The organism is Streptomyces rimosus, assembly GCF_008704655.1.
GTDB classification, from domain to species: domain Bacteria; phylum Actinomycetota; class Actinomycetes; order Streptomycetales; family Streptomycetaceae; genus Streptomyces; species Streptomyces rimosus.
Window position 1 is genome coordinate 1,163,834 of record NZ_CP023688.1, and the last position, 12,206, is coordinate 1,176,039.

Annotated in this window: 8 protein-coding genes and 1 pseudogene; 3 read left to right on the top strand and 6 right to left on the bottom strand. The window is 71.4% G+C overall.

Translation table 11 applies throughout. The features are described from left to right. Positions 1-226 precede the first annotated feature (226 nt). A complete protein-coding gene (locus CP984_RS04685) occupies positions 227-997 on the top strand; it encodes a YwiC-like family protein (RefSeq protein WP_003982491.1) in 771 nt (256 codons plus the stop codon). Here CP984_RS04685 and CP984_RS04690 read toward each other — a convergent pair. From CP984_RS04690 to CP984_RS04705, 4 genes are read right to left on the bottom strand one after another with little or no spacing between them, the layout of a single operon-like run. Then, a complete protein-coding gene (locus CP984_RS04690) occupies positions 966-1,829 on the bottom strand; it encodes an ABC transporter ATP-binding protein (protein WP_003982490.1) in 864 nt (287 codons plus the stop codon). The two genes, CP984_RS04685 and CP984_RS04690, sit on opposite strands and share 32 nt — an antisense overlap. Beyond that, the gene (locus CP984_RS04695; protein WP_003982489.1) at positions 1,822-2,670 is read right to left on the bottom strand and encodes an ABC transporter permease; all 849 of its coding nucleotides are present in this window, start codon (positions 2,668-2,670) and stop codon (positions 1,822-1,824) included. The genes CP984_RS04690 and CP984_RS04695 overlap by 8 nt, the downstream gene beginning before the upstream one ends. Then, the gene (locus CP984_RS04700; RefSeq protein ID WP_003982488.1) at positions 2,667-3,443 is read right to left on the bottom strand and encodes an ABC transporter permease; all 777 of its coding nucleotides are present in this window, start codon (positions 3,441-3,443) and stop codon (positions 2,667-2,669) included. The genes CP984_RS04695 and CP984_RS04700 overlap by 4 nt, the downstream gene beginning before the upstream one ends. Positions 3,444-3,472: 29 nt before the next feature. After that, positions 3,473-4,435: an ABC transporter substrate-binding protein gene (locus CP984_RS04705; protein WP_176564533.1), complete on the bottom strand. Its 963-nt coding sequence runs from the start codon at positions 4,433-4,435 to the stop codon at positions 3,473-3,475. 289 nt (positions 4,436-4,724) lie between these two features. Between CP984_RS04705 and CP984_RS04710 the strand changes: the two genes are divergently transcribed. Next, positions 4,725-5,936 (top strand): L,D-transpeptidase, encoded by a 1,212-nt coding sequence (locus tag CP984_RS04710; protein WP_003982486.1) that lies wholly within the window; start codon positions 4,725-4,727, stop codon positions 5,934-5,936. A 26-nt stretch (positions 5,937-5,962) separates the two neighbouring features. Then, the gene (gene lysX, locus CP984_RS04715; RefSeq protein ID WP_003982485.1) at positions 5,963-9,280 is read left to right on the top strand and encodes a bifunctional lysylphosphatidylglycerol synthetase/lysine--tRNA ligase LysX; all 3,318 of its coding nucleotides are present in this window, start codon (positions 5,963-5,965) and stop codon (positions 9,278-9,280) included. Between the two features lie 78 nt (positions 9,281-9,358). Here the strand turns inward: lysX and CP984_RS04720 are convergent. Both CP984_RS04720 and CP984_RS04725 read right to left on the bottom strand, forming a co-directional pair. Beyond that, a pseudogene (locus CP984_RS04720) lies at positions 9,359-11,018 on the bottom strand (IS1182 family transposase). A 129-nt stretch (positions 11,019-11,147) separates the two neighbouring features. Beyond that, the gene (locus CP984_RS04725; protein WP_003982482.1) at positions 11,148-12,197 is read right to left on the bottom strand and encodes a 2-hydroxyacid dehydrogenase; all 1,050 of its coding nucleotides are present in this window, start codon (positions 12,195-12,197) and stop codon (positions 11,148-11,150) included. Positions 12,198-12,206: the final 9 nt, after the last annotated feature.

Consider the following 12,206-nt stretch of genomic DNA (forward strand, 5'->3'; position numbering starts at 1 on the left):
TTGGCGTATTCGGCGCCTTTCCCCGGGTTTTCACGGGTGCGCCATGCGGGTGATCACTGCGGGTCACCGGACGGCGGCCCTGCTCTCCGGCCGTATTCCCGCGTTCCATACGGGTGAGCGGCGGGGAGAATCGCAGCCTCCTTGAGTGGCTGACCTTCGATTTCAGGACATTGGTCCCGGACCTTCGGCGGCCCGGTCCGGGTTGCGCACCCCATATATTCGTGGCATGAGCACATCGCGGGGGCGGCGCGCGCTGCGCCGCTGGATACCGAACCAGCACGGCGCCTGGGCCATGCTGCTCGTACCGTTCCTGGCAGGCGCCCTGCTGGGTGGGTTCGTCGGCCGGCACGCCCTGCTGTTGCCCGCGTGGCTGCTGGCCTATTGCACGGCCTTCCACGGCCAGCAATACGTCCGGCTGCGCCGCCTTTCCCGTAATCCCCGTGCGCCGCGCCGGCATCTGGCGCCGCTGGCCGGATTCGGGGCGGCATTCGTTCTGTGTGCCGTACCGCTCGCCGTGGCGCATCCCTGGCTGTTGCTCGCCGCGTTGTGCGCGGCGCCTTTCTTCGCCGTGAATATCGTGTACGCGTACCGCAACGAGGAACGCGCCACGGTCAACGGAATCATCGCGGTGGTGCCCGCCTGCGGAATGCTGCTCGTCTCGGACCGGCTGGGCAGCGGCACGGTCGATTCGGGCGCGTGGACGGCCGCCGTGGCCTGTCTGCTGTATTTCACCGGGACCGTGCTCTACGTGAAGACGATGATCCGCGAGCGCGGGAGCGAGGCGTTCCGGGTGGCGTCGGCCGTCTATCACGGGCTCGCGGTGGTGGCCGCAGTGTCACTGGACCCGTGGCTGGCGGTCCCGTTCGTGGTGTTCCTGCTGCGGGCCGTGGCGATGCCGGGGCGGGGCGTACGGGTGGCGGTGGTCGGTGCCGTCGAGGTGCTGTGTTCGGTGCTGCTGCTGGCCTTCATCGTGTGCGGCCATCTGTTTCCCTGCTGAGGTCCCGCGGCGCGGGCGAAGGCGCCTGCCGCGCCGGGGCGGTCTCCCCCGCCGTCAGGTCCCCCGCAGTCCGGCCCTTGGCGTGCCTGATCTGCGCGTAGACGTGAGCGCGCAGTTCGGCGAAGCGCGGGGCGGAGCGGGTGGTGATCTGGTCGCGGTCGGCCGGCAGGTCGACGGCGAGGTCCTCCTGGACGACGGTGGGCGCCGAGGACAGTACGACCACCCGCCGCCCCAGGTAGACCGCCTCGTCGATGTCGTGGGTGACCAGCAGCGTCGTCACCCCGAGCCGGCGCCACAGGGTGAGCAGCAGGTCCTCCAGCTCGGCGCGGGTCTGCGCGTCCACGGCGGCGAACGGCTCGTCCATCAGGAGCACCTGGGGCTCGTACGCGATGGCACGGGCGATGGCGACGCGCTGCTGCATGCCGCCGGACAACTGCCACGGGTGGGCCGCCGCGGCGTCGGCCAGGCCGACGGCGGACAGCGCCCCTTCGACCAGTTCGCGGCGGCGCGGCGCGGGGACCTTCTTCTCGCGCAAGGGGAGTTCGACGTTCTTGCGCACCGTCATCCAGGGGAAGAGGCTGCGCCCGTACTCCTGGAAGACGACGGCCATGCCCGGGGGCGGGCCGGTGACGCGGCGGCCCGCGACGCGTACCTCGCCGGCCGTGGGGGACAGCAGCCCGGCGACGCACTTGAGCAGGGTCGTCTTGCCGCATCCGGACGGCCCGACGACGCAGACGAGGTCGCCGTCGGCCACCTGAAAGTCGATCTTGCGCAGCGCCTCGACGCCGCCGCGCCCTTCGTACGTCTTGCCCAGACCGGTGATCTCAAGCATGCCGCCCCCGCTCCTCGCCGCGCGCCAAGTGCCAGGCCAGTATGCGGCGTTCGGCGGCCCGGAAGGCGAGCGAGAGGCCGAATCCGAGCAGTCCGAGGACGACGATGCCGCTCCACATCTCGGGGATGGCGAAGCCGCGCTGGAAGAGGACGACGGTGTGGCCGATGCCCGAGGTGCTGGCGAACATCTCCCCGATGACCATGAGGATGATGCCGATGGACAGGGCCTGCCGCAGGCCCGCCATGATCTGCGGGCTCGCCGCCGGCAGCACCAGGTGGCGCAGCCGGGCGGGCCCGCGCAGCCCGAAGCAGCGGCCGGTGTCGGCCAGCACCTCGTCCACGGCGCGGACGCCCTCGACGGTGTTCAGCAGCACGGGCCAGACGCAGCCGGAGACGATGACCAGCACCTTCATCGTGGTGTCCAGGCCCGCGAGCAGCATGATCAGGGGCACCAGGACCGGCGGCGGCACGGCGCGGAAGAACTCCAGTACGGGTTCGGCGGCGGCCCGCAGGGTGCGCGAGGAGCCGATGGCCACACCGAGGCCGACGCCGAGCAGCCCGGCCAGCGCGTAGCCCGTGAGCAGCCGCCCCACGCTGGGCAGCACGTCCTCGGTGATCCGGTCGGAGAACCACACCTCGGTGAAGGCGGTGGCGACCCGGCCGGGCGTCGGCAGGTAGAAGGTGGGCTCGGCCACGCTGTAGGCCCACCAGCCGAGGATCAGCAGGACGGGCAGGCCCAGGACGCGCAGCAGGCGCAGGGCCGTGCGCCTCAGCAGTCCCGTACGCCGCAGCGGCCCCGCGGGCCGCTTTCCCGCCGCGCTCACCGGGCCTGCCGGGCTCACCGCGCCACCTCGCCCCGTACGGACGGGTGCCAGGCCAGCACCCGGCGCTCCACCGCGCGCACCACCGCGTTCACGGCGACCCCGACCAGCCCGGCCAGCACGATCAGCGCGTACACCTCGGTGACCGCGCCGCCGGACTGGGCGAGCTGGATGCGCAGCCCGAGCCCGGGACTGCCGATGACCAGTTCGGCGGTGACGGCGAGGATGAACGCCACCGCCGCGGCCAGCCGTACGCCCGTCATCACGTACGGCAGGGCCGTCGGCCACACCAGGTGGCGCAGGTGGGCCCAGCGGCCCAGGCGGTAGCTGCGGGCGGTCTCCCGGGCGACCGGGTCCACGTCGGCCACGCCGTACAGCACCTGGATGAGCACCTGCCAGAAGGAGGCGTAGACCACCAGGAGCAGGGTGGAGCCGGTCTCGGCGCCGAAGAGCAGGGTGGCCAGCGGGATCAGCGCCACGGACGGGATGGGGCGCAGGAACTCGATGGTGGAGGCGGTGGCCGCGCGCAGCCCGGGTACGGCGTCGATGAGCACGCCGAGGGCGACGGCCAGGCAGCAGGCGAGGGCGAGCCCGATGGCCCAGGACCGCAGGGTCTCGCCGAGCGCCGTCCACAGGGCCGCGTCGCCCAGTTCGGTGACCAGGCGGCGCACGATGGCGGTGGCCGGCGGCAGGTGGCGCGGGTCGATCAGGCCGAGCCGGGGCACCGCCTCGGCGACGGCGAAGAGGCACGCCAGGCCCAGCAGCCCGAGCCCGGCGGCGCGCGGCGTGCTCATCGGCGCCCCGGCGCGCGCCGTGCGTCGGGTCACGGCAGCAGTGCGCCGACGTCGGCGGGCCGCTTGAGGACACCGTCCTTGCGGGCCAGGTCGGCGACGGCCTGCACGGAGGCGCGGTTGATCTCGGTGGGCCACTTCGGCAGCACGATGCGGTGGATGACCGAGGGCGGGATCTTGGTGTATGTGCCGAGTTCCTCGCGTACCGCTTCGGGGTGGGTACGGGCGTAGGCCAGCGCCTGGTTGATGGCGGTCGTGAAGCGTTTGACCAGGCCCGGGTTTTCGCGGAGCAGTTTCTCGCTGGTGAAGTACATGGCGACGGTGAGGTTGTCGACGGCCTCGGCGAAGGGCCAGCACACGGCCCGGGCGCCCTGGTCGACGGTCTGGGTCTGGAACGGCTCCACGGTCCAGACGGCGTCCACCCGGCCGGCGGCGAGCGCGGCGGCCATGTCGGGCAGCGGGATCTCGGTGAAGCGCAGTTTCCCGGGGTCGCCGCCGGCCTTGCGCACCGCGGCCCGGATGGTGGTGTCGCCGATGTTCTGGAGCTGGTTGACGGCGATGTTGTGGCCGGGCAGGTCCTTGGCGGACCGGATGGAGCTGTCCTTCGGTACGAGGATGGCGCTGTAGTCCTTGCCGGGCCCGGCCTGCCCGGTGGAGGACACCCCGTTGGCCACGGCCTTCAGGGGAAGCCCCTGCTCCCGGGCGGTGAGCAGGGTGGTGGTGTTGCTGAAGCCGAAGTCGAACTGGCCGCTGACGACGCCGGGGGCACTGTTCGCGCCGCCCTGGACGGGGGTGATCTTCGCCGAGATGCCGTTCTTGGCGAAGAAGCCGTGCGACACCGCGAGGTGGACCGGGGCGGTGTCGACGATGGAGAGCGCGCCGATCTCGATGCTGTCCGGCCCGTCGCCGCCCGACTTGGCACCGTCGTTCCCGCACGCCGTGAGAGAGAGGAGGAGTACTGCTGTCGCCGCCACGGCGGCCCGTAAGCGATACACGCGGGAACCGTAGGGGCGGGCGGGGTCGTCGTCAACGGTGCGGGAACAACAGGACGCATGGGGTACGGGAACAACCGGACGAACGACGGCACGGCGGACGGGCAGCGGACGGGAGGCACAGGCGGGCACACGGCGAAGACGCAGGACACCACCACGCCACCGCGCGGACACGCCGCGCGCCGGTGGCGCAATCGTGTCATGGATCACGTCACGCAGCGCAACGCGACAGAGATCGTTCGCGTCTTAGCGGCCGACACCCGCCGGACACCGCTCTCCGAAAGCTCCCCCCATGAGTCCTGCCCCCACTCCGCACCGCCACCGGCCGCAGCGCGCCGCGCGGGCCGCGCTGGCGCTGGCGCCGCTGCTCGGCACCGTCGTGCTGTCCGCCTGCGGAGGCCCCGCGGCGTCCGCGTCCAGGGGCGCTCCGGTACGGGTGACGCTGGGCGCGGCGAACGGCACGAAGACCGTGCAGGCGGGCGACAAACTCCAGGTCAGCGCGGCCGGCGGCAATCTGACCAAGGTGGTCGTGACCGATCCGAAGGGCCGTCGGCTGCCCGGCGGGCTCGGCGACGGCGGCCGGGTGTGGACCTCCCACGAGCCGACCACGCCGGACACCAAGTACTCCGTCGCGGCCGAGGCGCGTAACGCCCAGGGCGGAACGAACGAGGTCAAGGAGTCGCTGACCACCGCGAAGGCGGACAAACTCAACAAGGTCGTGCTCAGCCCCGGCTCGCAGGGCGCCGTCGTGGGGATCGCCCAGCCGGTCTCGATCACCTTCGACTTCCCGGTGACCGACCGGGCCGCCGTGGAGAAGCACCTGAAGGTCACCACCGACAACGGCACACCCGGCGCGTGGGGCTGGGTCAAGGACTGGTCCGGCAAGGACCGGGTGGACTGGCGCCCGAAGGAGTACTGGAAGCCGGGCACCAAGGTGGGGCTGCGCGCCGACCTGAACGGCGTGGACTCCGGCGGCGGCCGGTATTTCGCCAAGGACTACGACCTGAACTTCACCATCGGCGCCGGCCATGTGGTCAAGGTGGATCTGGACAACAAGCACCTGACGTTCACCGAGAACGGAAAGGAGGTGAAGGACATGCCTTTCTCCGCCGGGCGGCCGGACGCACAGCACTCCACCTGGACGGGCGTCTTCCCGCTCATGGCGAAGGAGGGCACGATCAACATGAACTCCGAAACCGTGGGACTGGGCGACGCGTACGACAAGATGGTCCGCGACTCCATGAAGCTCACCGACTCCGGGACGTACGCGCACGCCGCGCCGTGGAACGCCGGCAAGGTGGGCCGGGTCAACGACAGTTCCGGCTGCATCGGGCTGACCGACGCCGACGCCGACTGGCTCTACGCCAGGGTTCGCGTCGGCGACCCGTTCGAGGTCACCGGTTCCTCCGTACGGGGGAGGGCGGCCGACAACAACGGTCTCGGGGACTGGATGGTCGACTGGTCCCAGTGGCAGAAGAAGAGCGCCCTCCCATCGAGCAGCTGACCCCCTACAGAGCCTAATGTGACGGAATGAGCACCGTGCAGGACCAGGACCAAATAACGGCGTGGGCACGCTTCAGTCGCCGCGTGCCCAACGGCTTCGCCATTTTCTTCAGCCTCCTAGGGCTGTTCTGCGCCGTCACGGCGCTGATCGGGCCGCTGCGGCGCGGCCTGAAACCGGTCATCTACTGGCTGGACACCCTGACCATCGTCGTCGAGCCGAACCTCGCGTACGCGGTCTTCCTCTTCCTGCTGGCCGCGGCCATGACCGCGCGCAAACGGGTGGCCCTGTGGTTCGCCGTCGTCTACATGGTGCTGGTGACGCTGACCGACGCGCTCCTCGTGATCGACGGCTTCCCGGAGTACTACTTCTCCCTGGTGCTGTGCTCGGCCGCGCTGGTCCTGCTGCTGGTCGCGCACCGCGAGTTCTACGCGGTGACCCGCCGCGGCGCGTTCTGGCGCGCCGCGGGCGTGCTGGTCGCGGGCCTCGTGGTGTCGATCCTCATCGGCTGGGGCCTGGTCTCGCTCTTCCCGGGCAGCCTGGAGCGCGGCGCCGGCAACCGGCTGCTGTGGGCGGCCGACCGGGTCTGCGGCGGCACGCTCAGCAACCACCAGTTCCACGGGCACCCGCCGCACTGGATCATCTTCCTGCTCGGGCTGCTGGGCGCGCTGGCGCTGCTGAACGCGGCCCTGACGCTCTTCCGGTCGCAGCGCATGGAGGCCGCGCTGCACGGTGACGAGGAGACCCGTATCCGGGCGCTGCTGGCCCGCTACGGCGGCCGGGACTCGCTCGGCTACTTCGCCACCCGCCGCGACAAGGCCGTGGTCTTCTCCCCCAGCGGCAAGGCCGCCGTCACCTACCGTGTGGAGGTCGGCGTCTGCCTGGCCAGCGGTGACCCGGTCGGCGACCGCGAGGCATGGGGCCCGGCCATCGAGGAGTGGCTCAAGGTCGCCGGGCGCTACGGCTGGCAGCCGGCCGTCATGGGCGCCAGCGAGGACGGCGCGAAGGCGTTCGCGCGAAGCGGCCTGAGCGCGCTGCAGCTCGGTGACGAGGCGATTCTGCACGTCAAGGAGTTCGACCTGGACGGCCGCGAGATGCGGGTGACCCGTCAGGCGGTCAACCGTGTCGAGCGCACCGGCGCCACCTTCCGGGTGCGCCGCCACTCCGAGCTGTCCGACGCGGAGATGCAGGAGGTCATCCACCGGGCCGACGCGTGGCGCGACACCGAGACCGAGCGCGGCTTCTCGATGGCGCTGGACCGGCTCGGCGACCCCGAGGACGGCGACTGCCTGCTGGCCGAGGCGTTCGACGGCGACGGCAACATGATGGCGCTGCTGTCGTTCGTGCCGTGGGGCAAGGACGGCATCTCGCTGGACGTGATGCGCCGGGACCGCAGCGCCCCGAACGGCGTGATGGAGTACATGGTCGCGCAGCTGTGCGCGCACGCCGGCGCGCTCGGCGTGCGCCGTATCTCGCTGAACTTCGCGGTCTTCCGGTCCGCCTTCGAGGAGGGCGCGCGCATCGGCGCGGGGCCGATCCTGAAGGTCTGGCGCAAGCTGCTGCTGTTCTTCTCCAAGTGGTGGCAGCTCGAAGCGCTGTACCGCTCCAACGCGAAGTACGCCCCCGAGTGGTACCCGCGTTTCCTGTGCTACGCGGACACCGGCGCCCTGGCCCGTATCGGCCTGGCCTCCGGTATCGCCGAGGGCTTCGTGGCGGTGCCGAGCCTGGGCAAGCTGTGGGGCAAGGGCCGCAAGAAGCGGGTGCTGACCCCGGCGACCACCGCCCACCTGCCGTCGCTGGACGAGCTGGGCCTGGTCGAGCAGCCCCCGGCGACCGAGGAGGAGCTGCGCGAGCGGGAGCTGGCGGCGCTGCCGGAGCAGGTCCGCGTGCGGCACCGCAAGCTGGAGCGGCTGCGCGAGGAGGGCGTCGACCCGTACCCGGTCGGTGTGCAGCGCACCCACACGCTCGGCGACGTCCGCGACGAGCACCCGGATCTGGAGTCCGGTACGCGTACGGGCAAGGTCGTGCGGATCGCCGGCCGGGTGCTGCTCACCCGTGACCACGGCGGTGTGCTGTTCGCCGTGCTGCGCGACTGGTCGGGCGACCTCCAGGTGGCACTGACACGTGAGGGCACCGGCGCGGACGAGCTGGAGCGGTTCGGCTCGGACATCGACCTGGGCGACCACATCGAGGCCGAGGGCGAGGTCGGCGCGAGCGACCGCGGCGAGCTGACGGTCTTCGTGACCCACTGGCGGCTGACGGCCAAGTGCCTGCGCCCGCTGCCGGACAAGCGGCGCGGTCTGTCCGACCCGGAGGCCAAGGTCCGCCAGCGCTACGTGGACCTGGTCGTCTCGCCGGACTCGCGGGACAACCTGCGGGCCCGCAGCACCGCGGTGCAGGCGCTGCGCCAGGGTCTGATCGAGCGCGGCTACCTGGAGGTCGAGACGCCGATGCTCCAGCAGATCCACGGCGGCGCCAACGCGCGCCCGTTCCAGACCCACATCAACGCCTACGACCTCGATCTGTACCTGCGTATCGCCCCCGAGCTGTATCTGAAGCGGCTGTGTGTGGGCGGTATGGAGAAGGTCTTCGAGATGGGGCGCACGTTCCGCAACGAGGGCATCTCCTACAAACACAACCCCGAGTTCACGATGCTGGAGGCGTACCAGGCGTTCGCCGACTACGACGTGATGCTCGACCTGACGCGGGAGCTGATCCAGGGGGCGGCGGTCGCCGCGTTCGGCAGCGCCACCGCCCGCAAGGCCGACGCGAACGGCAAGCTCGTCGAGCACGACATCTCGGGCATCTGGCCGGTCAAGACGGTGTACGGCGCGATCTCCGAGGCCCTGGGCGAGGAGGTCGACGCGGACACCAACCCGGACGTGCTGCGCCGGCTGTGCGGGCGTTCCGGGGTGCCGGTGAAGCCGGAGATGGGCCGCGGTGACGTCGTCCTGGAGATGTACGAGCGGCTGGTCGAGGAGAAGACCACGCTGCCCACCTTCTACAAGGACTTCCCCACCGATGTCTCGCCGCTGACCCGCCAGCACCGCAAGGACCCGCGGGTCGCGGAGCGCTGGGACCTGGTGGCGTTCGGTACGGAGCTGGGCACCGCCTACTCGGAGCTGACCGACCCGGTCGAGCAGCGGCGCCGGCTGACCGCCCAGTCGCTGCTGGCGGCGGGCGGCGACCCGGAGGCCATGGAGCTGGACGAGGACTTCCTCCAGGCCCTGGAGTACGCGATGCCGCCGACCGGTGGTCTGGGCATCGGCGTGGACCGGCTGGTCATGTTCCTCACCGGTCTGTCGATCCGCGAGACGCTGCCGTTCCCGCTGGTGCGGCGCCGGTAGGCACGCTGACACCGACGGAGGGCCGTCCCCTGGTGGGGACACTGTTGGGAAAAGGTCCTTTCGTGAGGCTCGTCGCCGTCAGGCGGCGGGCCTCAGTGCTTCGAAGCGGGAGATCCGAGTGCCAGCGGGGGAGACTCCGCCGATCCAGGCGTCGAGGCGCGTGAGGTTCATCGCGGAGGCGGTGAACAGGTGCTGGAGGCTCGTCTTGGAGTATCCGCGGTAGCGGCAGCGGCGCAGCCCGAAGGCTCTCACGCCCTGCGAGATGGTGCCTTCGATGCCGGCGCGCGGGTTGTAGCGGCGCCGCCATTCCTCGGTCTGATTCAGCATGCGGGCCTGCTGGAGGAGTTCGTGCTCCTCGCGGGACGGCCGCAGCATCAGGGTGCGGCCGCTCTGGGAGATGGTGCAGCGATCCCGCAAAGGGCACGGGCCGCAGTGCCGGGCGGCGAACCTGACGAAGATCACGGGATCCCGGCCGCGGTGGCCGTCATGACGGTCGTGGAGTTTGTTCCGCCAGACCACGCTGGTCCGGCCATCGGGACAGCGCACGGTCTGGCGGTCCCAGTCGATGGTGAAGGCATCCGTGCCGAACTTCTGTGCCGATCTGTTGGTATCGGGCCGGACCGGGCCGAGCAGCTCGACCCCCAGTTCCCGGCGGGCCGCCAGCACGTTACGAGCGTCGATGTAACCGGCGTCGACCAGGTGGAGGGCGGGGAGCCGGCCGCGTCCGGCGAGCCCGGTATGGATCGCTTTGAGCATGGTCCCGTCCTGGACCGAGGCATCGGTGGTGACCACGTGGGTGATCAGGTTTGGGGACTGCGGATCGCAGGTCTCGGTCAGATGCACCAGGTATCCGGCCCACTGGAGCCCTCGTCGGGCGCCGAACCGGGCCTGAGAATCGTAGGGGAGAGGCGGAACACTCGCGGACCGGGGCCCGCTCCGCTTTCGCGCGTAACCGCACCGCCCCGTCAACGCGGGTGAACTGCTGGGACCACAGACGCCGCAGCTCTGCCACGGCCGACAGCTCCCGCAGTCCCGGGGGTGCCGATCGGCCGTCGACCGCCTCCAGCAACCGCGTCCCGTCCGCGCCCACCTGCTCCAGCCAGGCCAGGCGTTCGCTCCTCTTGCGGGGCAGCCGGGAGTCCTCCACCCGGTGCCCATACCAGTCGAACCACCGCGGATCCACCTGCCCGGACAACCATGCAGGCGCGACCGCGGCCACCGCGTTCAGCGCCGCCCGCAACGTCTCGCCCACCCGCTCCCACCAATTGACTTCACGGACCGCCGCCAGCACCCGCGTGGAGTCCGTGCGTGCCCGGCCCGCGGACCGCAGCAGCCCCCGCTCCCGGGCAGCGGTAAGGACCGCCTCGAAGAGGTCCCCGGCCTGCTCGCTTGCCACCAGCCGGGAGCGGAAGCCACACAGCACCGTGTGATCGAAACCCGCGTCCGACAGCTCCAGGCCCAGGGCGTATTTCCAGTCCAGGCGCGTGCGCACCGCCTCGGCCGCCCGCCGGTCGGACAGCCCCTCGGCGAACTGCAACACGGTCACCAGGGCCAGCATCCCCGGCGCCACCGCCGGCCGCCCCCGCTCCGGAAACAGCCCGACCAGCCCCTCGCCCGAGAAGACCTCACCGAACTCGTCCCGCAGCCGCATCGCCAGCGTCCCCTGCGGACAGGCGAGACGGGCCACCCGTACAGTCTCCGCCGGAATCTCTCCCAGTCCCGGCACCTTCAGCGACATCACACCCACCCCCAACGCAAACGCCGGTCTCGACCACTCAAACCGAGTGATCAAGACCGGCGTCAAGCAAGGGCCACGGCTTTCCCCAACAGTGTCCCCTGGTGGGGGCGGCCCTCCGTCGTATCCGGGTCAGTGGCCCAGCACCGCCGGGTTGGCGCAGTGCGCGAGGGGTTCGCCGCGCAGGAAGCGGGCGGCCTCGGCGGCGACGATACGGGCCGCCTTGTGCGCGACCTGGCGGCTGCCGCCCGCGATGTGCGGGGTGAGCACGACGCCGGGAGCGGTCAGCAGGCGGGAGCCGGCCGGGACCGGCTCCTCGGGGAAGACGTCGAAACCGGCGCCCCTGAGGTGGCCCGATTCCAGCGCGTCGCAGACCGCCTCGTAGTCCAGGAGCGCGCCGCGGGCGCAGTTGACCAGGACGGAGCCGCGCGGCATGGCGGCGAGCTGCGCGCGGCCGATCATGCCGCGGGTCTCGTCGGTGAGGCGGGCGTGCAGGGAGACGATGCGCGAGCGGTTCAGCAGCTCGTCCAGGCCGACCTGCTCGGCGATGCCGGTCAGCGCCTCGGGGGCCGCGTACGGGTCGTGGACGAGGACGTGGGCGCCCATGGCGGCGAGCACCTTGGCGACGCGGCTGCCGATCGCCCCGTACCCGATGAGGCCGACGGTGGTGCCCTCGATCTCGATGCCGCACTTGTCGTAGTCGTAGTAGTCGCCGCGCCAGACGCCCTGCCGCAGGTCGGTGTGGGTGTCGCCGACGCCGCGGGCGGCCGCGAGGAGCAGGGTGAGGGTGTGTTCGGCGGTGGCGGTGGCGTTGCGGCCCGGGGCGTAGCAGACGGCGACGCCGTGCCGGGTGGCGGCTTCGAGGTTGGCGTTGACCGGTCCGCCGCGGCCGACGCAGAACAGTTCCAGGTCGGGGCAGTGGGCGAGGATGCGCTCGGTGAGCGCGGCGTGTTCGGTGACGCAGATCCGGACGCCCTGGAGCGCCTCGATGAGCTGGTCCTCCGTACCGGACGCCTCGTCGACCTCGGCGACCTTGCCGAGCGGGGTGTGCGGCCAGGGCAGTTGCAGCTCCCGGATCGCTCCGGCGGTCACCGCGCCGCCGGTGGCCTCGGTGACCGCCTCGGTGAGCAGGCTCGGGAGGATGAAGTGGTTGCCGGCGGCGAGGACGGTGGGGCTGTCCATGGGGGTGTT